We start from the raw sequence: 24,494 nt of genomic DNA on the forward strand, positions 1-24,494 counted from the left end.
ACCGTCACCATGAAACCCCCCACCGCTCCATGGCACAGTCCTGCCTCGATGCCGCGGCACAGCGCTCCCGCCGTCGTCCTCTTCGTCCTCGCCGTCGTCCTCGGCCTCTCCCACCCCGCGGCCCTCGCCGCCCCGCAGAGCGCCGCACCACGCGCCGGTGCCGTCTACGACGTACGTGACTACGGCGCCAAGGGCGACGGGTCGAGCAACGACAGCCCGGCCATCGACAAGGCCGTCACGGCCGCCAACGCGGCGGGCGGCGGCACCGTCCGCTTCACCGCCGGCACCTACAAGTCCAAGAACACCATCCACATGAAGAGCCATGTGACGCTCCAGCTGGACAAGGGCGCCACGCTCCAGGGCTCCAGCGCGGACACCTACGACAAGGCCGAGTCCAACCCGTACGACGCCTACCAGGACTACGGCCACAGCCACTTCCACGACGCGATGATCTACGGCGACAAGCTCACCGACATCGGCTTCGTCGGCCAGGGCGTCATCGACGGCGCCGGCAACCTGATCACCGGCAACCCGAAGACCGGCGAGGCGGACAAGATCATCTCGCTGACCAGGTGCGACGGCCTGCGGCTCGGCGACGGCCTGACGCTCCGCCGCGGCGGCCACTTCGCGGCCCTGATCAACGGCTGCACCAACGTGACCTCCGACCACCTGACCATCGACACCGCGAGCGACCGCGACGGCTGGAACGTCATCTCCACGACGAACGCCACGATCACCAACGCCACCATCCACGCCAACGACGACGCCCTGGTCTTCAAGAGCGACTACGCGCTCGGCGCCAAGCTGCCCAACGGGCATGTCCGGGTGAGCGGTTCGACGCTGGGCGCCAAGTGCTGCAACGCCCTGATGTTCGGCTCCGAGACCTGCGGCGACTTCTCGGACTACCAGTTCGAGAACATCCGCATCGACGGCGCCGACAAGTCCGGCCTCGGCATGGTCTCCATGGACGGCGCGAAGATCTCCGACGTCCACTACCGCGACATCACGATGACGAACGTCCACTCGCCGATCATGGAGAAGATCGGGACGCGGAAACGCTGCGGGAACAGTCCCGGCGTCGGATCGATCAGCGACGTCACGTACGAGAACATCACGGCCACCGGCAACAGCCCCTCCTTCAGCCCGACCCTGTGGGGCGAGAACGGCCACCGCATCAGCGGCGTGACCTTCGACAACGTCGACATCACCGTCCCCGGCGGCAACGGCACCATGTCCACCGGCGTGCCCAGCAACGACCCGAACGACTACAACCCCAAGGCCATCGGCACCCGGCCGGCCTACGGCTGGTACCTGCACAACGCCGACCACGTGCAGTTCACGGACAGCAGCGTGAAGTTCGCCGCGAACGACGGGCGGCCCGCGGTCATCGCCAACGCGGCGAGCGACCTCCGCCTCACCCGCTTCACCGCCCAGAAGGGCAGCGACTCCCCGTACGACGTCGGCCTCCAGGACGTCACCGGAGCCTGCCTGACGGACAGTCACAACACCTCCGGCGGCGCGCTCCGGGTCTCCGGCGGCCAGGACTGCGGTACGGCCGCGCGGCCGCTCGACCTGGAGAACCCCCGCCAGGACTTCCTCCGCGGCTCCGTCGGCGGCCTCTTCCTGCACTGGGGCGAGCGCACCGCGCCCGCCCACACCAGCTGCACCGCCTGGGAGAACGACGTCACCAGCGGCGGCTGGACCCCGGACTACTGGGTGAACGAGGCCCAGAAGCTGCACACCCAGTACCTGGTGCTGGCCACCTTCCACAGCCGCCTCGGTTACGCTCGCCCCTGGCCGTCGAAGATCCCCGGCTCCTGCTCCACCAAACGGGACTTCCTCGGCGAACTGATCACCGCGGCCAAGGCCAAGGGCCTGAAGGTCATCCTCTACATGACCAACGACCCCCAGTGGCACGACGAGGGCGGCCACGAGTGGCTGGACTCGGCCGCCTACTCCGCCTACAAGGGCAAGAACATCGACCTGACCACCAACGACGGCTTCGGGCAGTTCAGTTACGACAACTTCTTCGAGGTCATGGACCGCTACCCCGACCTCGGCGGCTTCTGGATCGACAACGACAACGCGTATTGGGAGAGCCACGACCTCTACCAGCAGATCTACCAGAAGCGCCCGGACTACACGCTCAGCAACAACAACGAGGACACGCCGATCATGGACATGATCAGCAACGAGCAGAAGACGGGGATGACACCGGCCTACGACTACCCGCAGGCCGTCTACACCGCCCAGCCCCGCCTGACCGAGGCCGACTTCAAGCTGCCCTCGACCGGCGCCTGGTGGTACGACGGCTCCGACCCGGCCGTCGACAAGATGCTCACCCTCGGCCGCCTCGTCACCAACGCGGGCTCCTCGGTGAAGGCCCTGATGGCCGAGACCGCCCAGGTCAACGGCAAGTTCCCGGCGAACCAGGCCGCCTTCAACAACTTCGCCAACTCCTACCTGAACCCCATCTGGGAGTCCCTGCAGGGCACCGAGGGCGGCGGCTATATGTACGGCGGCCTCAAACCCGGCTTCTGGAACGACGGCGCCCACGGCGTGACGACGATCGCCAAGGACGACCCGGACCGCCAGTACGTCCACGTCCTGACCCCGCCGACGACCAGCACCCTGCGCATCCGCGACAACGGCTACCGCATCGCCTCCGTCACCAACCTCCGTACCGGCAAGGCGGTCTCCTGGTCGCAGTCCGGCGGCGTGCTGACCCTGACCGGACTCGGCGACTGGGACCCGTACGACACCGTCTTCAAGGTCGCCACGGCCGGCCGCCAGGGCATCCTCTCCGGCGTCAAGGTGACCGCGAGCGCGTCGGCGAGCGGCCACGCCGGTCCGGCCGCCGGTGACGGCGACTACCTCACCTACTGGGACAACAACAAGACGCTCCCCGTGAACCTCACCTTCGACCTCGGCTCGGCGAAGAAGGTGCAGTACCTCGGGCTCAACCAGCGCGAGGACTCGGTCGCCTACGCCCGCTCGGACACCGAGCAGTCGGCGCGCATCAAGGACTACAAGGTGTACCTCAGCAACGACGGCACCACCTGGGGGAGCGCGGTCAAGTCCGGGCAGCTGCCCAGCCGTCGGGGCATCCAGGGCATCGACCTCACCGCCGCCACGGCCCGCTACGTCCGCCTGGAGGTGGACTCCACCTGGGCCGCCGCCACCGACACCACCCGCTACCAGCGACTGCGGATCGACGAGGCCTGGATCGGCACGGCCTACGCGACACCCGTGACCGGAGGACGCCCGTGACCAGGACCAGAAACCTCACCGTGGCGGCCGCCGCACTGCTGGCCGCGGCCGCGGTGCCGCTCCTGAGCCCCGATCACCCGGCCCCCGCCTCCGACAACGGCCAGGCCCTGCGGCCCGCGATGGGCTGGAGCAGCTGGAGCTTCGTGCGCCGGTGGCCCACTCAGGCCAAGATCGAGGCCCAGGCCGACGCGCTCGCCGCGAGCGGCCTGAAGGACCACGGCTTCGTCCAGGTCAACCTCGACGACTTCTACCAGAAATGCGACGCGAACGGCTTCACCGTCGACTCCTACGGCCGCTGGGCCGTCGACCCCGCCAAGTTCCCCGACGGCATCAAGGCCCTGGCCGACTACGTGCACGCCAAGGGCCTGAAGTTCGGCTTCTACGTCACGCCCGGCATCGCCAAGAACGCCGTCACCAGGAACACCCCGATCGAGGGCACCTCGTACCACGCGCAGGACATCGCGGACACCTCGAAGACCGAGAAGAACTACAACTGCAAGAACATGTACTACATCGACTACTCCAAGCCGGGCGCCCAGGAATTCGTGAACTCCTGGGCCAAGCAGTTCGCCTCCTGGGGGGTCGACTACCTGAAGATCGACGGGGTGGGCAGCCAGGACATCCCCGACGTCCAGGCCTGGTCCAAGGCGCTGCGCGTCTCTGGCCGCCCCATCACCTTCGCGCTCTCCAACAACCTCACGATCGCAGACGCCCCGACCTGGCGGTCCCTGGCCAACAGCTGGCGCACCCAGGGCGACGTCGAGTGCTACTGCGGACCCGGCGACAACGGCAGCGGCTACCCGCTCACCGACTGGTCGCACGTCTCCGCCCGCTTCAACACGGCCGCGAACTGGCAGCAGTACGCGGGACCCGGCGGCTGGAACGACCTGGACTCGCTGGAGATCGGCAACGGCGACCAGGTGGGCCTCACCGCCGACCAGCGGCGCTCCCACTTCACCCTCTGGTCGATGGCCGCCGCGCCCCTGCTCCTCGGCACCGACCTCACCCACCTGGACACCGTCGACAAGGCCATGCTCACCAACGACCGGCTGATCGGCGTCGACCAGGACGGGGTGGCCGCGAAGCGGATCGTGAACAGCGGGGTCAAGCAGGTCTGGAGCAAGAAGGAGAGCGACGGCCAGTACGTCGTGGCCCTCTTCAACACCGGCACCTCCGGCAGCTCCACGGTGAGCGTGGACTGGTCCCAGGTCGGCTTCACCGGCTCCGGGGACGTCACCGACCTGTGGTCCGGCTCCCACAAGGGCACCGTCGCCACCACCTACAGCGCCACCCTGCGCCCGGGCGAGACCCGGCTGATCCGCGTCCGGCCGCTCGGCTGAGGAGGACCGTCATGACCCCCAGAACCCTGCTCGCCCGCGCCCTGCCGCTGGCCCTGGCCGTCCCCCTCGTCGCCCTGCTGCCGGGGACCGCGCGGGCGGCCACCGACTACCAGGCCGAGGACGCCGCCATCTCCCAGGGCACCGTCGCCACCAACCACACCGGATACACCGGCACCGGCTTCGTCGACTACACCAACATCAAGGGCTCGTACGTGGAGTTCACGGTGAGCGCCGCCACCGCGGGCACCTCCTCGCTGGCCCTGCGCTTCGCCAACGGCACCGACACCGACCGGCCGATGGACATCTCCGTCAACGGCACGGTCGTCGCATCCGGCGTCTCCTTCCCGGCCACCGCCGACTGGAACACCTGGGTGACCAAGACGGTGAACGTCCCGCTGACCGCGGGCAGCAACAAGATCCGCGCCACCGCCACCACCGCGAACGGCGGCCCCAACCTGGACAGGGTCAGCGTCGGTACGGCCGCCGACACCCAGGCCCCCACCCGGCCCGGCCAGCCGTCCTGCTCCGACATCGGCGAGGACGCGCTCACCCTCGCCTGGGGCGCCGCCACGGACAACGTGGGCGTGACGGCGTACGACCTCTACGAACACGGCAACAAGATCGGCGAGGCGGCCGGGAGTTCGACCTCGAAGACCCTCACCGGACTCGCCCCGGACACCACCTACGACCTCACCGTCATCGCCCGCGACGCGGCCGGCAACACCTCGCCGGCCAGTCCCGTCGTCGACTGCACGACGAAGCCGAGCAGCGACAGCACCCCGCCCACCGCCCCCGGCACCCTGTCCGCGACCGGCATCACCGCGAACACCGCCGACCTCTCCTGGGGCGCGTCCACCGACGACCGGGCGGTGACCGCGTACGACATCCGCAGCGGCACCACCGTCTACAAGACGGTCACCGGCGCCACGACCACCACCCTCACCGGCCTCGCCTGCGACAGCCCCTACACCCTGGACGTGGTCGCCCGGGACGCGGCCGGGAACGTCTCGCAGCCGAGCAACGCCGTCACCTTCACCACCAAGGCCTGCGCCACCGACGGCGGCACGCCCTCCTCCATCGCCACGCTCTCCAGTGGCTGGACCATCCCGTGGGGCACCTACTGGATGCCCGACGGCAAGACCGCGCTGGTCACCGAGCGGGACGACTTCCGGGTCTGGAAGGTGACCAAGGACGGCACCCGGACCCAGGTCGGGACCGTCCCGAACGCCGTCACCACCAACGGCGAGGGCGGCCTGCTCGGCGTCGCCGTCGACCCCAAGTGGGAGACCAACCACTACGTCTACTTCATGCACACCGCCGACGAGGGCAACCGGGTCGTGCGCATGACCTACGACGGCAGCACGCTCGGCGACTACAAGATCCTGCTCCAGGGCATCAAGAAGAACCGCTACCACAACGGCGGCCGGCTCCTCTTCGGCCCCGACGGCTACCTCTACGTCTCGACCGGGGAGGCCCAGACACCCGACCTCGCCCAGGACAAGAACTCCCTCAACGGCAAGATCCTGCGCATGACGACCGACGGCAAACCGGCCCCCGGCAACCCGTTCGGCAACTACGTCTACAGCCTCGGCCACCGCAACCCGCAGGGCCTCGCCTTCGACCGCAACGGGCGGCTGTGGGAGGCCGAGTTCGGCAACAGCTCCAAGGACGAGCTGAACCTCATCAAGCCCGGCGCCAACTACGGCTGGCCGACCTGCGAGGGCACCTGCTCCGTCGCCGGGATGACCAACCCCAAGGCCACCTGGAACGTCTCCGAGGCGTCCCCGAGCGGCATCGCCATCGTCCGCAACGTCGTCTACATGGCCTCGCTGCGCGGCGAACGGCTGTGGCGCATCCCGATCAACGGCGACAGCGAGAGCGTCGGCACCCCGACCGCGTACTACGTCGGCACCTACGGCCGGCTGCGGACCGTGACCAAGGTGCCGGGCGCCGACCAGCTGTGGCTGTCCACCACCAACTGCGACAACAACGGCAACGAGCCGGACGGATCCGACAAGATCTTCCGGGTGAGCATCAGTTGATGGACCGTCAGGCCCGGTACAGGGCCTCGACCTCGTTGGCGTAGGCGTTCTCGATCGCCTTGCGCTTCAGCTTCAACGACGGGGTCAGCAAGCCGTGTTCCTCGGTGAACGGCTGGGCGAGGATACGGAACGTACGGATCGACTCGGCCTGCGAGACCAGGGTGTTGGCGGCCACCACCGCGCGCCGCACCTCGGTCTCCAGGTCGGCGTCCCGCACCAGCTGGGCCGCGGACATCTGGGGCTTGCCGCGCATCTGCAGCCAGTGCTCGACCGCCTCGGTGTCGAGGGTGACCAGGGCGGCGATGTAGGGACGGTCGTTGCCGACCACGATGCACTGGTTGACCAGCGGATGGTCCCGGACCCGCTCCTCCAGGACCCCGGGGGAGACGCTCTTGCCGCCGGAGGTCACCAGGATCTCCTTCTTGCGGCCGGTGATGGTCAGATAGCCGTCCTCGTCCAGGGAGCCCAGGTCGCCGGTGGCCAGCCAGCCGTCGTGCAGGGTGGCGTCGGTGGCCTTCTGGTTGTTCAGGTAGCCCTGGAAGACGTTGCCGCCGTTCAGCCAGATCTCCCCGTCGTCCGCGATGTGCACGGTGGTGCCGGGGATGGCCTGGCCGACCGTGCCGTAGCGGGTCTTCTCGGGCGGGTTGGCGGTCGCCGCGGCCGTCGACTCGGTCAGGCCGTAGCCCTCGTAGATCTGCACGCCCGCGCCGGCGAAGAACAGGCCGAGCCGGCGGTCCATGGCCGAGCCGCCGGACATGGCGTTGCGGATCCTGCCGCCCATCGCCGTGCGCACCTTGGCGTAGACGAGCTTGTCGAACAGCTGGTGCTGCATGCGCAGCGAGGCCGACGGGCCGGGCCCGGTGCCCCACGCCTTCGCCTCGACGGCGTCCGCGTACTTCACCGCGATCTCGACCGCCTTCTCGAACGGCCCGCCCTTGCCCTCCTTCTCGGCCTTCCGTCGTGCCGCGTTGAACACCTTCTCGAAGATGTACGGCACGGCCAGGATGAACGTCGGCCGGAACGCGGCCAGGTCGGGCAGCAGCGCCGCCGCGTGCAGCTGCGGCTGGTGGCCGAAGCGCACCCCGTGCCGGATCGCCGCCACCTCCACCATGCGCCCGAAGACGTGCGCCAGCGGCAGGAAGAGCAGGGTGGAGACCTGCTCGCCCTTCTTCGCGCGGAACACCGACTCCCAGCGGGCCACGACCGTGTCCGCCTCGTACATGAAGTTCCCGTGCGACAGGACGCAGCCCTTGGGGCGGCCCGTGGTGCCCGAGGTGTAGATGATCGTGGCGGTCGAGTCGGGGGTGACCGCCTGCCGGTGCCGGTGCACGACCTCGTCCTCGAGGTGCGCGCCCGCGTCGTACAGCTCCTGCACCGCGCCCTCGTCGAGCTGCCACAGCTGGCGCAGCTGCGGCAGCCGGTCGATGACGGTGGCGATCGTCATGGCGTGGTCCTCGTGCTCCACGACCGCCGCCGTGCACTCGGCGTCGTACAGCATCCAGAAGCACTGCTCCGCCGACGAGGTCGGGTAGACCGGCACCACCTGGGCGCCGATCGTCCACAGCGCGAAGTCGAAGAGGGTCCACTCGTAGCGGGTGCGGGACATGATCGCGACCCGGTCGCCGAACCGGACGCCCCGCGCGAGGAGCCCCTTGGCGAGAGCGAGGACCTCGTCGCGGAACTCGGCGGCGGTCACGTCACGCCACTGGCCGAGGTCGTCCTTGCGGCCCAGCGCGATGTGCAGCGGGTCCGTCTGGGCATGCTCGAACACGCTGTCGGCCAGACCGCCGACCGGCGGTGCCGACGCCAACGGCGGGTTGGTGAACTCGCGCAAACCCCGCTCCCCGCTCCTCGCTCCACAGTGACGGTAGTAGTGACGCTCCGCACAGCGCCGTGAAAGCTACCCCACCGGAAGACCGTGCGGGAGGGGGTGCGAAAACGAGCATTGCTCTCGTATGACCGCGCTCACGTACGGAAAATACGCCCACATGGGGAAGGGGCGGACAGAATTCCTACGGTTCAGTAAGTTCCGGCTCCGTAATCTCCACGGAATCTGTACGACCCGATTACGGCCCCCGGCCGGTTACCCGCCGGTCAGGGACGGGCGCCGCAGCGCCCTCTGAGGACAGCGCCGACGTGGCCGATTCCGTCACTCCGTCCGAGTACGGTGCAGGGATGCTGGAGCTGGAATCCGACACCCTGGACCCGCTGGACGTGCAACTGCTCAGCGCGCTGGAGGTCGACGGCCGCGCCTCCTTCAGCCGGATCGCGGCCGTGCTCGGCGTCTCCGACCAGACGGTCGCCCGCCGCTACCGGCGGCTGTGCGCCGAGGCCGGGCTGCGGGTCGTCGCGGTCCGGGACGCCGAGCGGCTCGGCCAGGACCAGTGGATGCTCCGGCTGCGCTGCGCGCCGGACGGCGCCACCGTCATCGCCGACGCGCTCGCCAGACGCCCCGACACCGCCTGGATCGGCCTGGCCTCCGGCGGCACGGAGATCGCCTGCATGACCCGGCCGCGCCACCCCGGCGACCACGACGACCTGCTGCTGGGCAAGCTGCCGCGGACCCCGAGCGTGGTGGAGATCCGTGCGCAGCAGCTCCTGCACCGGTTCCACGGCGGGCCGACCGGGTGGGTGCGGAAGTTCCGGGCGCTCTCCGAGGAGCAGGCGGCGGCGCTGCGGCCGGCGCTGCCGGAGCCCGCAGGGCCCGCGCGGCTGGAGCCGGAGGACGCGCCGCTGCTGGCCGCGCTGGAGCGGGACGGGCGGGCGACCTATCCGGAGCTGCAGCGGGCGACAGGGCGGTCCGAGTCGTCGGTGAAGCGGCGGCTGGCCGCGCTGATCGGCTCCGGGGCGGTGTACATCGACGTCGAGTACCGGGCCGAGACGCTCGGATTCTCGAAGTCCGCGGTGTTGTGGATCACCACCACGCCGGCCGCGATGCACTCCGTGGGGCAGGCGCTGGCGGTCCATGACGAGGTGGCGTTCGCGGCGGCCACCGCCGGGCCTTCGCATGTCGTGGTGACGGCGGTGCTGCGGGACACGGCGCACCTGTACGCGTACCTGAGCGGGCCGGTGGGGCGGCTGGAGGGGGTGCAGCATGTGGAGGCGATGCCGTTTTTGCGGAGGGTGAAGCAGCTGACGTATCAGGGGTTGTGGTGAGTCTGCGGGTGGGTGGGGGCTGGTCGCGCCCACGCGGCGGCAGCCGCAGATCGATTCAGCCCCGCGCCCCCGTGGGGCGCAACTGCTCGCCTCCTTTCAGGATCGCGGCCGCCAGTGCGTCCGCCGCCGTCTGTGCCGGTGATCGTCTCGGACTGTGCACGAGGACGAAGTCGACCTTGCCCAGTTCCGGCAGGCCCGCCCGGTCCGGGACGCGGAACAGGCCCGGGGGGATCAGTCCCCTTGAGTGGGCCATCACGCCCAGACCCGCCTGGGCCGCCGCGATCAGGCCGTTGAGGCTGCCGCTCGTGCAGACGATGCGCCAGTCGCGGCCCTGGCGCTCCAGTGCCTCCAGGGCCAGGGCGCGGGTGATGCCCGGCGGGGGATAGACGATCAGCGGGACCGGGCGGGCGGGGTCCAGGCGGAGCCGTTCCGCGCCGATCCAGACCAGGTCGTCGTGCCAGACCAGCTCGCCCAGCGGGTCCTCGGCGCGCCGCTTGGCCAGGACCAGGTCCAGCTTCCCGGCGGCCAGCTGCTCGTGCAGGGTGCCCGACAGCTCCACGGTCAGTTCGAGGTCGACCTCGGGGTGGTCGTGGCGGAAGCCCTCCAGGATCTCCGGCAGCCGGGTGAGGACGAAGTCCTCCGACGCGCCGAAGCGGAGCCGGCCGCGCAGCCGGGTGCCGGTGAAGAAGGCCGCCGCCTGCTCGTGCACCTCCAGGATCCGGCGGGCGAACCCGAGCATCGCCTCGCCGTCCTCGGTCAGCTCCACGGAGTGGGTGTCCCGGGAGAACAGCTGGCGGCCGGCCGCGTCCTCCAGACGGCGCACATGCTGGCTCACCGTGGACTGGCGCAGCCCGAGCCGCCGGGCGGCCTGGGTGAAGCTGAGCGTCTGGGCCACCGCCAGAAAGGTGCGCAGCTGTGAAGGGTCGTACACTCGAACATGTTATCGCGGAACGCGATGGCAGTGAGAGTGGTATACCGGATTCCCGATCAAGTGTCGGAGGAGGACGATGGAGAGGGCCCTTCCGGCCCCGGCGAGCACCCGGCCGTATCCGCCGGTACGACACCCTGACCGACCCGCAAGTGGAGCACCGTGAAACGCCTGAGCTGGCCCAGTTGGATGCCGATCGACCCGTACGTCCTGCTGCTGCTCGGGACGGTATGCCTCGCCGCGCTCCTTCCGGCCCGGGACACGGCCGCCGACGTGGCCTCCGGTGCCTCCACGGCCGCGATCGCCTTCCTCTTCTTCCTCTACGGGGCCCGCCTGTCCACCCGTGAGGCCGTCGACGGGCTGCGGCACTGGCGGCTCCATGTCACGGTCCTGGTCTGCACCTTCGTGATCTTCCCGGTGCTCGGCCTGGCGGCTCGCGGTCTGGTGCCGGTCCTGCTCACCCATCCGCTCTACCAGGGCCTCCTCTTCCTGACCCTGGTGCCCTCCACCATCCAGTCGTCGATCGCCTTCACCTCCATCGCCCGGGGCAACGTGCCCGCCGCGATCTGCGCCGGCTCCTTCTCCTCGCTGATCGGCATCGTCCTGACACCGCTGCTCGCCGCCGCGCTGCTCGGCAACAGCGGGGGCGGGTTCTCCGCCGACTCGATCGTGAAGATCGTGCTCCAGCTGCTGGTCCCGTTCGTCGCCGGGCAGCTGCTGCGCCGCTGGATCGGCGACTTCATCGCCCGGCACAAGAAGATCCTCGGCCTGGTCGACCGCGGCTCCATCCTGCTCGTCGTCTACACCGCGTTCAGCGAGGGCATGGTCCGGGGCATCTGGCACCAGGTGAGCGCGGTCCGGCTGGCCGGGCTCCTCGTCGTCGAGGCCGTCCTGCTCGCCGTGATGCTCCTGCTGACCTGGTACGGCGCCAAGGCGCTCGGCTTCGGCCGCGGGGACCGCATCGCCATCCAGTTCGCCGGGTCGAAGAAGTCCCTCGCCTCCGGGCTGCCCATGGCCAGCGTCCTGTTCGGCGCGCACGCCTCGCTGGCCGTGCTGCCGCTGATGCTCTTCCACCAGATGCAGCTCATGGTGTGCGCTGTCATCGCCAAGCGCCGCGCCCACGACCCGGAGGCCCAGGAGGAGGCCGCGTCGCCGCCCGTCCCGGCGGCGCAGCCGCGTCCGGCGGTCGGCACCGGGACGACCGGCCGCTGAGGCCACCGGTCAGGGGATCGGCACGACCTTGCCCGGGCCGGCCCGCGACACCCCGCTCGACCCGCCGACGGCTGCCGAACGCGACCAGTTCACGGGCCTGTTGATCCGGATTTCCGGTACGGACGGCTCATGACGGCTAACGTTCCGTCATGACCGCACCCCTGGCGCTCGATCCGGCGCACACGGCCCTCGTCCTCGTCGACCTGATGGACCGCATCGTCGCGCTGCCCCTGGAGCCCCGCAAAGGCACCGAAGTCCTGCACACCGCCGAGGAACTGGCCCACACCTTCCGCGCCGCCGGCGCGCCCGTGGTGCTGATCCGGGTCGAACGGCCCTCGCTCGCCGAGCAGCCGCCGGGCAGCGGACTCGTCGCCGGACTCAGGAAGGAAGGGGACCTGGAGATCGTCAAACGGACGATCGGCGGCTTCCAGGGCACGGAACTCGACGCCCGGCTGCGCCGGCTCGGCGTCACCCGGCTGGTGTTCGGCGGCATCGCCACCAACCTCGGCGTCGAGTCCACCGCCCGTGCCGCCGCCGACCTCGGCTACGACCTGGTCTTCGTCGAGGACGCCATGGCCGCCCTCACCGGCCCCGAGCACGAGGCGTCCGTACGGCTCGACTTCCCGCGCCTCGGCACGGTCGTCGGCGCCGCCGACATCCACCTCGGCCCCGCCTGACCGCCTGGCCGTCCGATCGCTCAGACCAGCGTCCCGCCGCCGTCCACGACCACCACCGACCCGGTGCTGTACCCCCCACGCATCAGGTACAGGTACGCCTCGGCCACATCCGCCGGCTCGCCGACCCGCCCCACCGGCAGCGACTCGGCGGACGACCGGAACAGCTCCTCCCGGGCCGCCTCCGGCAGCCCCCGCCACAGCTCGGTCCGCACCGCCCCCGGCGAGACCACGTTGACCCGCAGCGGCGCCAGCTCCACGGCCAGCGCCCGGGTCAGCGACTCCATCGCCCCGCACAGCGCCGACGCGACGCTCGACGCGGGCAGCGGCCGGCGCCCCGCCGTGCCCGTGGTCAGCACCACCGACCCGCCCGGCCGGACCGACCCGGCGCCGTACTTCACCGCCGCGTAGGCGCCCCACAGCCGGGTGTCCAGGAAGCCCCGGGCCCTCGCGATGTCCGTCTCGGCCACTGTCTCCAGCAGGATCGACTCACCGGCCGTGTACACCAGGTGGTCGTACGCCCCGATCCGGGTGAAGAAGGCGCGCACCGCGTCCTCGTCGGTGGCGTCGAGGACCTGTCCCTCGGCATCCTCCGGCAGCACCTTCAGCGCCGCGTCGACACTCTCCTGCCGCCGCGAGGCGACGACCACCCGCGCGCCCTCCCGGGCCGCGCCCTCGGCGACCGCGAGCCCGATGCCCGAGGTGCCCCCGATGACGACGACACGCTGTCCCTGCAGACTCATGGCTGATCCCTTTCCAAGCCGGTGTTCCGTCCCGTGCGGACGTCTCCAGCCTGCGGTCGTGGGGCGTCGGCCGTCCAAGACCTCTTTCGGCTGCGGCGATACCCTGAAGACATCGCCACCCGGGAAGGAGCCGCGGTCATGGACCTCGATCTGCGCAAGGTCCGCTACTTCACGGCGGTCGCCGAGCTCCTGCACTTCGGCCGGGCGGCGGAGCGGCTGCACATCGCCCAGCCCGTGCTGAGCCGTCAGATCCGGGCCCTGGAGAAGGACTTGGGGGCCGAGCTGTTCGTACGGGACAGCCACGGCGTGACCCTGACCGACGCCGGCGCCCAACTCCTCGAAGACGCACGGCAGTTGCTGGCCGTCGCGGACGGAACCCGGCGCCGGGTCGGGCAGGCCGCACACGGCCGGCGGCGCCTCGTCGTGGGCTTCCGGGCCGGTGTCGTGGTCACCGAGGCGCTGCGGGCCTTCACCGCGCGCCACCCCGACGTCGAGGTGCGCGCCCTCCGGGTCGAGTGGGACGACCAGGAGCGGCTGATCCTCGACGGCACCGTCGACATCGCCTACGTCCGGCTGCCCGTCCGGGAGGCGGGGCTCGAACTGCGGCCCCTGTACAGCGAGCCCCGCGTGGCCATGCTCCCGGACCGGCACCGGCTCGCCGGGAAGCAGGAGATCTCCCTCTCGGACCTCGACGGCGAGCAGTGGCTGCGCTACAACGACCCCCGGCCCGGCGACCTGCCGCTGCGCACCATCGAGGAGAAGTTCGAGTGCGTGGCCGCGGGCAAGGCCATCACGATGGTGCCGCGCTCGGCCGCCGAGCAGTACTCCCGCCCGGACATCGTGTACGTCCCGGTCGTCGACGCCGAACCCGACCGGGTGCTGCTGGCCTGGGCGGCCGGCCGCCGCTCCGCGCTGGTCGCCGCGCTCGCCGAGGCCGCCGCGGACGTCGGGGCGCCCGGCTCCGACCGAGGCGGGACGCCTGGGTCCGGCTGCGGTGGAGCGCCTGGGTCCGGTTGAGGCGGGGCCCCTGCGGCGCAGGGGGCGCTCCCCGCCGTTCGGGGCCCCGCCGCCGTGCCGCGGGGAACCGGGTCAGCCCTGGGCGGCCGCGGCCCGCAGGGCGATGCGGTCCTCGCCCGCGTACACGTTCATGTTGCTGCCGCGCAGGAAGCCGACCAGGGTCAGCCCGGTCTCCGCCGCCAGGTCCACCGCCAGCGAGGACGGCGCGGAGACCGCCGCGAGCATCGGGATGCCCGCCATCACGGCCTTCTGCGCCAGCTCGAAGGAGGCCCGCCCGGAGACCAGCAGGATCGCCCGGGACAGCGGCAGGTCGCCGTTCTGCAGGGCCCGGCCGACCAGCTTGTCCACCGCGTTGTGCCGGCCCACGTCCTCGCGGATGTCCAGCAGCTCGCCGTCCTCCGCGAACAGGGCCGCCGCGTGCAGCCCCCCGGTCCGGTCGAAGACCCGCTGCGACGCGCGGAGCCGGTCGGGGAGGCTCGCGAGCAGCTCGGGCTCCACCCGGACCGGGGGAGTGTCGGCGATCGGCCAGCGGGCCGTCGTACGCACCGCGTCGAGGCTGGCCTTGCCGCACAGCCCGCAGGACGAGGAGGTGTAGACGTTCCGCTCCAGGGTGAAGTCGGGGAGCCGGACGCCCGGCGAGGTCCGGACGTCGACCACGTTGTAGGTGTTGGAGCCGTCCACCGTGGCGCCCGCGCAGTACACGATGTTCTGCAGGTCGCCGGCGGCCGCCAGCACCCCCTCGCTCACCAGGAACCCGGCCGCCAGTGCGAAGTCGTCGCCGGGCGTGCGCATGGTGATGGCCAGGGGTTTCCCGTTGAGCCTGATCTCCAGCGGTTCCTCGGCGACGAGCGTGTCCGGCCGGGCGGAGACCGCTCCGTCGCGGATGCGGATGACCTTGCGTCGTTCCGTGACTCGTCCCATGGTCTGATCAGCCCCGGTTCTGTACGTGCTGGTAGCCGAAACGGCCCTTGATGCAGAGATTGCCGTGGGTCACCGGGTTGTCGTGCGGCGAGGTGACCTTGACTATCTCATTGTCCTGCACGTGGAGCGTGAGGTTGCAGCCCACACCGCAGTACGCGCACACGGTGGTCGTCTCCGTCTGCCGCGACTCGTCCCAGGTGCCCGCCGCCCGCATGTCGAACTCCGACCTGAACGACAGCGCCCCGGTCGGGCACACCTCCACGCAGTTCCCGCAGTACACGCAGGCCGAGTCGGTCAGCGGGCCGTCGTGCTCGACGGCGATCCGGGCGTCGAAGCCGCGCCCGGCGACCGAGATCGCGAAGCTGTTCTGCCACTGGTCGCCGCAGGCGTCCACGCACTTGTAGCAGAGGATGCACTTGCCGTAGTCGCGCACGTACAGATCGTTGTCGACCCGGGGCTCCTCGTCCAGCCGGGCCGCGTCGGGGCCGAAGCGGTCCGGCTTCGCCTCGTACTCCTTGATCCACCCGGCCGCACGGGGGGTCGTCGACAGGTCCACGGAGGAGGCCAGCAGCTCCAGGACGATCCGGCGGCTGTGCCGGGTGCGCTCGGTGTCCGTCTGCACCACCATCCCCGGCTCGGCCTTCTGGGAGCAGGCCGGCACCAGGGTCCGGGCCCCCTCCACCTCCACCACGCACACCCGGCAGGCGTTCTTCGGGCGCAGGGTGTCGCCCTCGCACAGGGTCGGCACGTCCTTCCCGGCCGCCCGGCAGGCGTCCAGGACGGTCGAGCCCTCCGGGACCCGCACCTCCTGGCCGTCGAGCGTGAACTCCAGCAGCCGGCGCGGGATCCCCAGCGGTGTCACGGTCATTCGTACGCCCCCAGACGGTCGATGGCGGATTCCACGGCGTTCCAGGCGGTCTGGCCGAGACCGCAGATCGAGGCGTCCCGCATCGCCCGGCCGACCTCGCGCAGCAGCGCGACGTCCCCGGCCGCGTCGGCGCCGGTGCGCGCGACGATCCGGTGCAGCGCCTCCTCCTGCCGGACCGTCCCGACCCGGCAGGGCACGCACTGCCCGCAGGACTCGTCCCGGAAGAACTGGGCTATCCGGAGCAGGAGTTGCGGGAGCGGCACGGTGTCGTCGAAGGCCATCACCACACCCGAGCCGAGCGTGGTGCCCGCCTCCCGGGTGCCCTCGAAGGTGAGCGGGATGCCGAGTTCGTCCGGCCGGACGAAGCCGCCGGCCGCACCGCCGAGCAGGACCGCCCGCAAGTCGCCGCGCACTCCGGCCAGTTGGAGGAGTTCGCCGAGCGTGGCGCCGAAGGGGAGTTCGTAGATGCCCGGGCGGGCCACGCTCCCGGACACGCAGAACAGCTTCGGACCGGTGGACTTCGCCGTCCCGATCGCCGCGTACGCCGGGGCGCCCATGGTCAGGATCGGCAGGACGTTGACCAGCGTCTCCACGTTGTTCTCGACCGTCGGCTTCCCGAACAGCCCCTTCTCCACGGGGAACGGCGGCTTCGAGCGCGGCTCGCCCCGGTACCCCTCGATGGAGTTGAACAGGGCGGTCTCCTCACCGCAGATGTACGCCCCGGCGCCGCGCCGGATCTCGATGTCGAAGGCGAAGCCCTGGCCGAGGACGTCGTCGCCGAGCAGGCCGCGGGCGCGGGCCTGGCCGATCGCGTGCTGGAGGCGGCGGGTCGCCCGCGGGTACTCGCCGCGGAGGTAGACGAAGCCCCGGTGCGCGCCGACCGCGTACGCCGCGATCGTCATCGCCTCCACGAGCGAGTACGGGTCGCCCTCCATGAGCACGCGGTCCTTGAAGGTGCCCGGCTCCGATTCGTCGGCGTTGCAGACCAGGTAGTGCGGATGGTCGGGCTGGGACGCCGTCGCCTGCCACTTGCGGCCGGTGGGGAAGGCGGCGCCACCGCGCCCGACCAGGCCCGCGTCGGTGACCTCGCGGATGACCCCGGCGGGGCCGAGCCCGAAGGCGTGCCGGAGCGCCGTGTAGCCGCCGTTCGCCCGGTAGTCGTCGAGCGACGACGGGTCGACCACGCCGATGCGGCTGAGAAGGACGAGGCCGTCCTGCCCGGCCTGGGGTACGGCCAGGGCGGCCGGGGGCTCTTCGGGCGCCGAGTCGGGAGCGGTGGCCGCGAGGACGGCCGTTTCGACCGTCGCCGGTGCCGCCACCGCCGTACGCACCGGATCCCCGGCCCGGACCGCGAGGGCGGCCGGGGCCCGCTCGCACAGGCCCAGACAGGGGCTGCGCTCGACGTGCACCCCGGGACCGGCGCTCTCCTCCACGCCGGCGCACAGTGCGGACGCGCCGGCCGCCGTGCACGCCAGGTCCGTGCAGACGTGCAGGACGGTCGCCGGGCGCGGCCGGACGGAGAACATCGCGTAGAAGGTGGCGGCCCCGTAGGCCTCCGCCGGGGGGACCGTCAGGCGGCGGCACAGGTAGCCGAGGGCGCCCTCGCTGATCCAGCCGATCCGGTCGTTGATCGCGTGCAGCCCCGGCAGCAGCAGGTCGCGGCGGTCCCGGGCCTCCCGGCCGCCGCGCGCCCACCGCAGGTCCGCGTCGGAACGGTCGGCGCCCTCCCAGGAGGACTCCGGAGGGCCCAACAATGCATCGACGGCGGCCCGTTCGTCGTCCGTCGGCTTGCTGTCGCCGAAGTGCAGGTCCACTTGGTCACCTCACGATGGTCGCGACCGGGAGCTTCTCGATACGGATCGCCGACGCCTTGAACTCCGCCGTCCCCGCGATCGGGCAGTTGGCCTCGATCGTCAGCTGGTTGGTGTCCACCTCGTCGGTAAAGTGCATGGTCATGAAGGCGAGACCGGGGCGCAGCGCCGTGTCGATCCAGACCGGCGCCACCACCGCGCCCCGCCGCGAGGACACCTGGACCTCCTCGCCGACGACCACCCCGTACCGCTCGGCGTCCTCCGGGCACAGCTCGATGTACTCGCCGCGCCGCAGCGGGGAGGCGTAACCGCCGCTCTGGACACCGGTGTTGTAGGAGTCGAGGCGTCGTCCGGTGGTGAGCCGGACCGGGTACTCCTCGTCGGTGAGGTCGACCGGCGGATCGTGCCGGACCAGCCCGAAGGGCGCCGGCATCCCGCGCCTTGCCGGGTCGGTCTCCCACAACCTGCCGTGCAGGTACGTCGGTTCGAGGCGGTCGGTGCTCGGGCACGGCCACTGGATGCCCTGGTGCTCGACGAGACGGTCGTACGTCATCCCGTAGTGGTCCGGGGACACCGACCGCAGCTCGTTCCAGACGGCCTCCGCGTCCGCGTACTTCCAGTCGTGGCCGAGCCGGGCCGCCAGCGCGCAGAGGATGTCGATGTCCTCCCGGGCCTCGCCGGGCGGGGTGACCGCACGGCGCACGCGCTGCACCCGGCGCTCGCTGTTGGTGGTGGTGCCCTCGGTCTCCGCCCAGCCGGCGGTCGCGGGCAGCACCACGTCCGCCAGCTCCGCCGTCTTCGTGAGGAAGATGTCCTGGACGACCAGGAAGTCGAGGGCGCCCAGCCGCCGTATCGCCTGCTCGCTGTCGGCCTCCGACTGGGCCGGGTTCTCGCCGATGCAGTAGACGGCCCTGAGCGTGCCCTCCTCCATCGCCTCGAACATCTCGGTGAGGTTCAGCCCGTAGTGCGGCTGGATCACCGTGTCCCAGGCCGACTCGAACTTCAGCCGGGCGTCCGGGTCGAGGATGTCCTGGAAGCCGGGCAGGCGGTTGGGGATCGCGCCCATGTCGCCGCCGCCCTGCACGTTGTTCTGGCCGCGCAGCGGCTGCAGCCCGGCTCCCCAGCGGCCCACCTGACCGGTGAGCAGGGAGAGGTTGATCAGGGCGCGGACGTTGTCGGTGCCGTTGTGGTGCTCGGTGATGCCGAGGGTCCAGCACAGCTGGGCGCGCTCGGCGCGGGCGTAGGCGTGCGCCAACTCCCGTATCGCCCGCGCCGGTACGCCGGTCACCTTCTCGGCGAGGGACAGCGTCCAGGGCTCCACGAGCGCCCGGTACTCCTCGAAGCCGGTGGTCGCCCGCCCGATGAACGCCTCGTTGTGCAGCCCCGCGTGGATGATCTCCCGGCCGATCGCGTGCGCCATCGGGATGTCCGTGCCGACGTTCAGGCCGAGCCAGCTCTCCGCCCACTCGGCGGTGGAGGTGCGGCGCGGGTCGACGGCGTACATCCGGGCGCCGTTCCTGATCCCCTTCAGCACGTGCTGGAAGAAGATCGGGTGCGCGAAGCGGGCGTTGGAGCCCCACATCACGATGACGTCGGTGTGCTCGATCTCCTCGTACGACGAGGTGCCGCCGCCGGAGCCGAAGGCGGCGCTCAGGCCGGCCACGCTCGGGGCGTGACAGGTCCGGTTGCAGGAGTCGACGTTGTTGGTGCCCATCACCACCCGGGCGAACTTCTGCGCCACGTAGTTCATCTCGTTGGTGGCGCGGGCGCAGGAGAACATCCCGAACGCGTCCCGGTTGCGCTCCAGGCTGCGGGCCGCGCGCTCCAGGGCCTCGTCCCAGCTCGCCTGCCGGAACGGTTCGTTGCGCGCGTCCCTGACCAGCGGGTGGGTGAGACGGGTGTAGGTCTTCGGTTCGCGCTTCCGGGTGGTTTTCGTGCCTGTCGTACTCCTCATGCGGCGCTCCTCAGCGCGAGCAGGTCCGAGATGGCGTGCACGGTGCGCAGGGTGGGCACCTGCACGCCGGTGATCTCCGCCAGCTCGACGACGGCCGCGAGGAGCACGTCGAGTTCCAGCGGTTTGCCGCGTTCCAGGTCCTGGAGCGTGGAGGTGCGGTGGTCGCCGACCTTCTCGGCGCCCGCCAGCCGGCGTTCGATGGAGATCCCGACCTCGCAGCCGAGCGCCTCGGCGACGTCGAGCGTCTCGCGCATCATGATCTCGATGACCCGGCGGGTGCCGCCGTGCAGGCACATCTGCCGCATGGTGGCGCGGGCCAGCGCGCTGATCGGGTTGAAGGAGATGTTGCCGAGCAGCTTGAGCCAGATGTCGTTGCGCAGGTCGGGCTCCACCGGGCACTTCAGCCCGCCGGTCTGCATGGCCTCACTGAACCGCAGGCAGCGCTTGGAGACGCTGCGGTCGGGCTCGCCGATCGAGAACCGGGTGCCCTCCAAGTGCCGCACTACGCCCGGGGCTTCGAGTTCGGTGGCCGCGTAGACCACGCAGCCGAGGGCGCGTTCGGGGGCGAGTACGGCGCTGACCGCACCGCCCGGGTCGACGCTCTCGACGCGGTGGCCGTCGTAGGGGCCGCCGTGCCGGTGGAAGTACCACCAGGGGATGCCGTTCTGGGCGGCGACCACCGCCGTGCGCTCGTGCAGCAGCGGCTCGACCAGCGGCCCGCACGCCGCGTACGAGTTGGCCTTCAGACCCAGGAAGACGTAGTCGACCGGGCCGACCTCGGCCGGGTCGTCGGTGGCGTGGGCGTGCGCGGTGAAGTCGCCGCGCGGGCTCAGCACCCGTACTCCGTACTGCCTCATGGCCGCCAGATGGGGTCCACGGGCGATGAGATGCACATCGGCGCCCGCGCGGTGGAGCGCGGCACCGACGTAGGCGCCGATCGCACCGGCGCCCAGGACTGCGACTTTCACGGAACACTCCGTTCGGTTTGAGGGATACCGCGGAGGCGGCCTCGGGGAGACCGGGTCGTGTGAAGCGGTCGGCCGACCATCGTCGGCCGAATCATGTCGACGAAATATTGTCTACAGTATGGAGTCGAGAGCGACAAGGGTTCGGACAGCGACCGTTCGGCGCTTTCTGGATACCGCTCAACGCATACGATCGACTCGTCGGGTTCTCAACCACCTTGGGGAGCCCTACCGTTCCGGATTCATGAGCAGCCCCCCTGTAGCACCGCCGGGCTGGAGCCGCTGGCTCGTCCCGCCCGCCGCCCTCTCCGTCCACCTCTCCATCGGCCAGGCCTACGCCTGGAGCGTGTTCAAGCCGCCGCTCGAATCCGCGCTGAACCTGAGCGGCACCGAGAGCGCGCTGCCCTTCCAGTTCGCGATCGTGATGCTCGGTCTGTCGGCCGCGTTCGGCGGCACCCTCGTCGAGCGCAACGGCCCGCGCTGGGCCATGACGGTCGCCCTGATCTGCTTCTCCACCGGCTTCCTGATCTCCGCCCTCGGCGCCGAGACCAAGCAGTTCTGGCTGATCGTCCTCGGCTACGGCGTGGTCGGCGGCATCGGCCTCGGCATCGGCTACATCTCACCGGTCTCCACGCTGATCAAATGGTTCCCGGACCGGCCCGGCATGGCCACCGGCATCGCCATCATGGGCTTCGGTGGCGGCGCGCTGATCGCCTCGCCCTGGTCCGCGCAGATGCTCTCGTCCTTCGGCAGTGACAACGATGGCATCGCGCTCGCCTTCCTGGTGCACGGGCTGTCGTACGCCGTCTTCATGACCCTCGGCGTGCTGCTGATCCGCGTCCCGCGCACGGAAAAACCTGTCGTGGACGCGCCGAGCGCCTTCGAGGGCGTGCAGGTCTCCGCGAACAGCGCGATCCGCACCCCGCAGTTCTGGTGCCTGTGGGTCGTGCTCTGCATGAACGTGACCGCCGGCATCGGCATCCTGGAGAAGGCCGCGCCGATGATCACGGACTTCTTCGCGGACAGCTCCACCCCGGTGACGGTGTCCGCCGCGGCCGGGTTCGTCGCCCTGCTCTCCGCCGCCAACATGGCGGGCCGGATCGGCTGGTCGTCCACCTCCGACCTGATCGGCCGCAAGAACATCTACCGCGTCTACCTGGGCGTGGGCGCGGTGATGTACCTGCTCATAGCCCTGTTCGGGGACTCCTCGAAACCCCTGTTCATCCTCTGCGCCCTGGTGATCCTCTCCTTCTACGGCGGCGGTTTCGCGACCGTCCCCGCCTACCTGAAGGACCTCTTCGGCACCTACCAGGTCGGCGCCATCCACGGCCGGCTGCTCACCGCCTGGTCACTGGCCGGGGTGCTCGGCCCGCTGATCGTCAACTGGATCGCCGACCACCAGAAGGACGCCGGCAAGCACGGCTCCGACCTGTACACCCTGTCCTTCGGCATCATGATCGGACTGCTCGTCGTCGGATTCGTCGCCAACGAGCTGATCCGCCCCGTCAGCACCCGCCACCACATCCCCGCCCCGAGGGAGGCCGTCGATGTCGAACGAGAGCAGCCGGCCTGAGCCGGACCGCCGCTGGCTGATCGCCGTCGCCTGGATCTGGGTGGGCGCGCCCTTCGCCTACGGGGTGTACGAACTCGTGCAGAAGGCGACACAACTGTTCAACGGGTGACCGGCGGGAATACGCGGGCGTCCGAGGGTCTGCAAGAAGCCGACAACTCGGGCGCCCGTTTCCTGTGGCCTCACGTGCCGTCGTACCGGTGAGTCACTGAACAGACTGGTGGACCCACACCGAGGCAACGAGGGGGCTCCACCACCCATGAACGGCTCGCGCATCGCCGCCGTCGGCCACTACCAGCCTGCAAAGGTACTCACCAACGAGGACCTGGCGGGCATGGTCGACACCAGTGACGAGTGGATCCGCAGCCGGGTGGGCATCAACACCCGGCACATCGCGGGCCCCGACGAACCCGTCGACGAGCTGGCCGCGCACGCCGCCGCCAAGGCCCTCGCCGCGGCCGGGCTCACCCCCGCCGACATCGACCTGGTGCTGGTCGCCACCTCCACCGCGATCGACCGCTCCCCGAACACCGCCGCGCGCGTGGCCGCCCGGCTGGGCATCCCGCAGCCCGCCGCGATGGACATCAACGTCGTGTGCGCCGGTTTCACCCACGCGCTCGCCACCGCCGACCACACCGTCCGGGCGGGCGCCGCCACCCGCGCGCTCGTCATCGGCGCCGACAAGATGTCCGAGGTGACGGACTGGACCGACCGTACGACGTGCGTCCTGGTCGGCGACGGGGCGGGCGCGGCCGTGGTCGAGGCGTGCGGCCCGGGCGAGGAGACCGGGATCGGACCGGTCCTGTGGGGTTCCGTCCCCGAGATGAGCCACGCCGTACGGATCGAGGGCACCCCGCCCCGGTTCGCGCAGGAGGGGCAGAGCGTCTACCGCTGGGCCACCACCCAGCTGCCGCCCATCGCGCGGCGCGCCTGCGCGAAGGCCGGGGTGGACCCCGTGGACCTCGCGGCGGTCGTGCTGCACCAGGCGAACCTGCGGATCATCGAGCCGCTCGCGGCGAAGATCGGCGCGGTGAACGCGGTCGTCGCGCGGGACGTCACCGAGTCCGGGAACACGTCGGCGGCGAGCATCCCGCTGGCCTTGTCGAAGCTGGTCGAGCAGGGGCGCGTCTCCGGCGGCGACCCGGTCCTGCTGTTCGGCTTCGGCGGCAACCTGTCCTACGCGGGCCAGGTCGTGCGCTGTCCGTGAGAGCGCGTTCTGCGGTGTGACGTGGTCAACTCCCGCTTCCCCTGGCAGCTGTGCGCCGTAGACTGTAGACGAAAGACAATCGATACTGAGTGTCCGCTCGTAACGGGTGTCTGCCGAAGGGGGACCCGATGTTGTCAGCCGGACTGCCGCAGGGCGCGGTGCCGAAGCTCGAACGCCCCGGTCCGCTCCGCGACCGCGTCTACGAGGCGCTGCTGGAACTCATCACCACCCGTTCCCTCCAGCCCGGCCAGCATCTCGTGGAGAGCGAACTCGCCGGCCACCTCGGTGTCTCCCGGCAGCCCGTGCGCGAGGCGCTCCAACGGCTGAACACCGAGGGCTGGGTCGACCTCCGGCCCGCCCAGGGCGCGTTCGTCCACGAGCCGACGGAGGACGAGGCCGACCAACTCCTCACCGTCCGCACCCTGTTGGAGGCGGAGGCGGCCCGGCTGGCGGCCGCCAACGCGGGCAGCGCGGGCGTGGCCGCCCTCGAATCCCTCTGCGCCGAGGGCGAGAAGGCGGTCGCCGCGGACGAGGTGGACGCGGCCGTCGCCCTGAACGCCGCGTTCCACGCCAAGATCATGGCCCTGGCCGGCAACACGGTCCTCGCCGAACTCGCCGCCCAGGTCGACCGCCGGGTCCGCTGGTACTACACGCCGGTGGCCCGCCAGCGCGGCCGGCAGTCCTGGATCGAACACCGCGAACTCATCGCGGCGATCACGGCACGGGACGAGCAACTGGCGACGACGCTGATGCGCGAACACACGGAGCACACGCGGCGGTCGTACCACGAGCGGGCGAAGGCCTGACCCTGCTCAG

General features: G+C 70.8%; 19 protein-coding genes. 11 read left to right on the plus strand and 8 right to left on the minus strand.

Annotated elements, in window-relative coordinates:
• Positions 1-9 precede the first annotated feature (9 nt).
• Genes ACFZB3_RS03120 through ACFZB3_RS03130 form a run of 3 tightly spaced genes read left to right on the plus strand, consistent with a single transcriptional unit; the run spans position 10 to position 6,652 of the window.
• Positions 10-3,270: a glycosyl hydrolase family 28 protein gene (locus tag ACFZB3_RS03120; protein ID WP_391368728.1), complete on the plus strand. Its 3,261-nt coding sequence runs from the start codon at positions 10-12 to the stop codon at positions 3,268-3,270.
• Positions 3,267-4,610, plus strand: coding sequence for an alpha-galactosidase (locus ACFZB3_RS03125; RefSeq protein ID WP_391368730.1), 1,344 nt, complete (start codon positions 3,267-3,269; stop codon positions 4,608-4,610). The genes ACFZB3_RS03120 and ACFZB3_RS03125 overlap by 4 nt, the downstream gene beginning before the upstream one ends.
• 11 nt (positions 4,611-4,621) lie before the next feature.
• A complete protein-coding gene (locus ACFZB3_RS03130; protein ID WP_391368733.1) occupies positions 4,622-6,652 on the plus strand; it encodes a PQQ-dependent sugar dehydrogenase in 2,031 nt (676 codons plus the stop codon).
• A 7-nt stretch (positions 6,653-6,659) separates the two neighbouring features.
• Here ACFZB3_RS03130 and ACFZB3_RS03135 read toward each other — a convergent pair whose 3' ends face one another.
• On the minus strand, positions 6,660-8,486 hold the full coding sequence (locus ACFZB3_RS03135; protein ID WP_391368735.1) for an AMP-binding protein: 1,827 nt from the start codon (positions 8,484-8,486) through the stop codon (positions 6,660-6,662).
• 341 nt (positions 8,487-8,827) lie between these two features.
• On the opposite strand from ACFZB3_RS03135, the gene ACFZB3_RS03140 reads away from it, so the two are divergent.
• Complete coding sequence (locus ACFZB3_RS03140; protein ID WP_391368738.1) at positions 8,828-9,808, plus strand: AsnC family transcriptional regulator; 981 nt, start codon at positions 8,828-8,830, stop codon at positions 9,806-9,808.
• Between the two features lie 55 nt (positions 9,809-9,863).
• On the opposite strand, the gene ACFZB3_RS03145 is transcribed toward ACFZB3_RS03140, so the two are convergent.
• Positions 9,864-10,739 (minus strand): LysR substrate-binding domain-containing protein, encoded by an 876-nt coding sequence (locus ACFZB3_RS03145; protein ID WP_391368740.1) that lies wholly within the window; start codon positions 10,737-10,739, stop codon positions 9,864-9,866.
• A 159-nt stretch (positions 10,740-10,898) separates the two neighbouring features.
• Between ACFZB3_RS03145 and ACFZB3_RS03150 the strand changes: the two genes are divergently transcribed.
• The gene (locus ACFZB3_RS03150; RefSeq protein WP_391368742.1) at positions 10,899-11,948 is read left to right on the plus strand and encodes a bile acid:sodium symporter; all 1,050 of its coding nucleotides are present in this window, start codon (positions 10,899-10,901) and stop codon (positions 11,946-11,948) included.
• A 149-nt stretch (positions 11,949-12,097) separates the two neighbouring features.
• Positions 12,098-12,625, plus strand: coding sequence for an isochorismatase family protein (locus ACFZB3_RS03155; protein ID WP_391368745.1), 528 nt, complete (start codon positions 12,098-12,100; stop codon positions 12,623-12,625).
• A gap of 20 nt (positions 12,626-12,645) precedes the next feature.
• Here ACFZB3_RS03155 and ACFZB3_RS03160 read toward each other — a convergent pair whose 3' ends face one another.
• Positions 12,646-13,365, minus strand: a complete 720-nt coding sequence (locus ACFZB3_RS03160) for an SDR family oxidoreductase (RefSeq protein ID WP_391368747.1) — start codon at positions 13,363-13,365, stop codon at positions 12,646-12,648.
• 138 nt (positions 13,366-13,503) lie between these two features.
• Here ACFZB3_RS03160 and ACFZB3_RS03165 point away from each other — a divergent pair, with 138 nt between their 5' ends.
• Positions 13,504-14,382: a LysR substrate-binding domain-containing protein gene (locus ACFZB3_RS03165; RefSeq protein ID WP_391368750.1), complete on the plus strand. Its 879-nt coding sequence runs from the start codon at positions 13,504-13,506 to the stop codon at positions 14,380-14,382.
• A gap of 72 nt (positions 14,383-14,454) precedes the next feature.
• Here ACFZB3_RS03165 and fdhD read toward each other — a convergent pair whose 3' ends face one another.
• Genes fdhD through ACFZB3_RS03190 form a run of 5 tightly spaced genes read right to left on the minus strand, consistent with a single transcriptional unit; the run spans position 14,455 to position 20,904 of the window.
• Complete coding sequence (gene fdhD / locus ACFZB3_RS03170) at positions 14,455-15,303, minus strand: formate dehydrogenase accessory sulfurtransferase FdhD (protein WP_391368753.1); 849 nt, start codon at positions 15,301-15,303, stop codon at positions 14,455-14,457.
• Between the two features lie 7 nt (positions 15,304-15,310).
• Entirely contained in the window at positions 15,311-16,171 is an 861-nt protein-coding gene (locus ACFZB3_RS03175) for a 2Fe-2S iron-sulfur cluster-binding protein (RefSeq protein ID WP_391368756.1), read from the minus strand.
• Positions 16,168-17,985 (minus strand): NADH-ubiquinone oxidoreductase-F iron-sulfur binding region domain-containing protein, encoded by a 1,818-nt coding sequence (locus ACFZB3_RS03180; RefSeq protein ID WP_391368759.1) that lies wholly within the window; start codon positions 17,983-17,985, stop codon positions 16,168-16,170. Before ACFZB3_RS03180 ends, ACFZB3_RS03175 begins: the two co-directional genes overlap by 4 nt.
• 4 nt (positions 17,986-17,989) lie before the next feature.
• Positions 17,990-19,936 (minus strand): molybdopterin-dependent oxidoreductase, encoded by a 1,947-nt coding sequence (locus ACFZB3_RS03185; protein ID WP_391368762.1) that lies wholly within the window; start codon positions 19,934-19,936, stop codon positions 17,990-17,992.
• Positions 19,933-20,904, minus strand: a complete 972-nt coding sequence (locus tag ACFZB3_RS03190) for a 2-dehydropantoate 2-reductase (protein WP_391368764.1) — start codon at positions 20,902-20,904, stop codon at positions 19,933-19,935. Before ACFZB3_RS03190 ends, ACFZB3_RS03185 begins: the two co-directional genes overlap by 4 nt.
• Before the next feature lie 241 nt (positions 20,905-21,145).
• Between ACFZB3_RS03190 and ACFZB3_RS03195 the strand changes: the two genes are divergently transcribed.
• From ACFZB3_RS03195 to ACFZB3_RS03210, 4 genes are all read left to right on the plus strand, one after another.
• On the plus strand, positions 21,146-22,474 hold the full coding sequence (locus tag ACFZB3_RS03195) for an MFS transporter (RefSeq protein WP_391368767.1): 1,329 nt from the start codon (positions 21,146-21,148) through the stop codon (positions 22,472-22,474).
• Positions 22,449-22,583: a hypothetical protein gene (locus ACFZB3_RS03200; protein ID WP_293994368.1), complete on the plus strand. Its 135-nt coding sequence runs from the start codon at positions 22,449-22,451 to the stop codon at positions 22,581-22,583. The genes ACFZB3_RS03195 and ACFZB3_RS03200 overlap by 26 nt, the downstream gene beginning before the upstream one ends.
• Positions 22,584-22,730: 147 nt before the next feature.
• The gene (locus ACFZB3_RS03205) at positions 22,731-23,678 is read left to right on the plus strand and encodes a beta-ketoacyl-ACP synthase 3 (RefSeq protein WP_391368770.1); all 948 of its coding nucleotides are present in this window, start codon (positions 22,731-22,733) and stop codon (positions 23,676-23,678) included.
• A gap of 128 nt (positions 23,679-23,806) precedes the next feature.
• A complete protein-coding gene (locus tag ACFZB3_RS03210; protein WP_391368773.1) occupies positions 23,807-24,484 on the plus strand; it encodes an FCD domain-containing protein in 678 nt (225 codons plus the stop codon).
• Positions 24,485-24,494 lie beyond the last annotated feature (10 nt).

Source organism: Streptomyces sp. NPDC008092 (genome assembly GCF_042957285.1).
Lineage (GTDB): Bacteria > Actinomycetota > Actinomycetes > Streptomycetales > Streptomycetaceae > Streptomyces.

Coding starts and splice junctions, on each gene's coding strand:
- ACFZB3_RS03120 (WP_391368728.1), top strand. CDS start 10: ATGAAACCCCCCACCGCTCCATGGCACAGTCCTGCCTCGATGCCGCGG.
- ACFZB3_RS03130 (WP_391368733.1), top strand. CDS start 4,622: ATGACCCCCAGAACCCTGCTCGCCCGCGCCCTGCCGCTGGCCCTGGCC.
- ACFZB3_RS03140 (WP_391368738.1), top strand. CDS start 8,828: ATGCTGGAGCTGGAATCCGACACCCTGGACCCGCTGGACGTGCAACTG.
- ACFZB3_RS03155 (WP_391368745.1), top strand. CDS start 12,098: ATGACCGCACCCCTGGCGCTCGATCCGGCGCACACGGCCCTCGTCCTC.
- ACFZB3_RS03160 (WP_391368747.1), bottom strand. CDS start 13,365: ATGAGTCTGCAGGGACAGCGTGTCGTCGTCATCGGGGGCACCTCGGGC.
- ACFZB3_RS03165 (WP_391368750.1), top strand. CDS start 13,504: ATGGACCTCGATCTGCGCAAGGTCCGCTACTTCACGGCGGTCGCCGAG.
- fdhD (WP_391368753.1), bottom strand. CDS start 15,303: ATGGGACGAGTCACGGAACGACGCAAGGTCATCCGCATCCGCGACGGA.
- ACFZB3_RS03175 (WP_391368756.1), bottom strand. CDS start 16,171: ATGACCGTGACACCGCTGGGGATCCCGCGCCGGCTGCTGGAGTTCACG.
- ACFZB3_RS03185 (WP_391368762.1), bottom strand. CDS start 19,936: ATGAGGAGTACGACAGGCACGAAAACCACCCGGAAGCGCGAACCGAAG.
- ACFZB3_RS03195 (WP_391368767.1), top strand. CDS start 21,146: ATGAGCAGCCCCCCTGTAGCACCGCCGGGCTGGAGCCGCTGGCTCGTC.
- ACFZB3_RS03200 (WP_293994368.1), top strand. CDS start 22,449: ATGTCGAACGAGAGCAGCCGGCCTGAGCCGGACCGCCGCTGGCTGATC.
- ACFZB3_RS03205 (WP_391368770.1), top strand. CDS start 22,731: ATGAACGGCTCGCGCATCGCCGCCGTCGGCCACTACCAGCCTGCAAAG.
- ACFZB3_RS03210 (WP_391368773.1), top strand. CDS start 23,807: ATGTTGTCAGCCGGACTGCCGCAGGGCGCGGTGCCGAAGCTCGAACGC.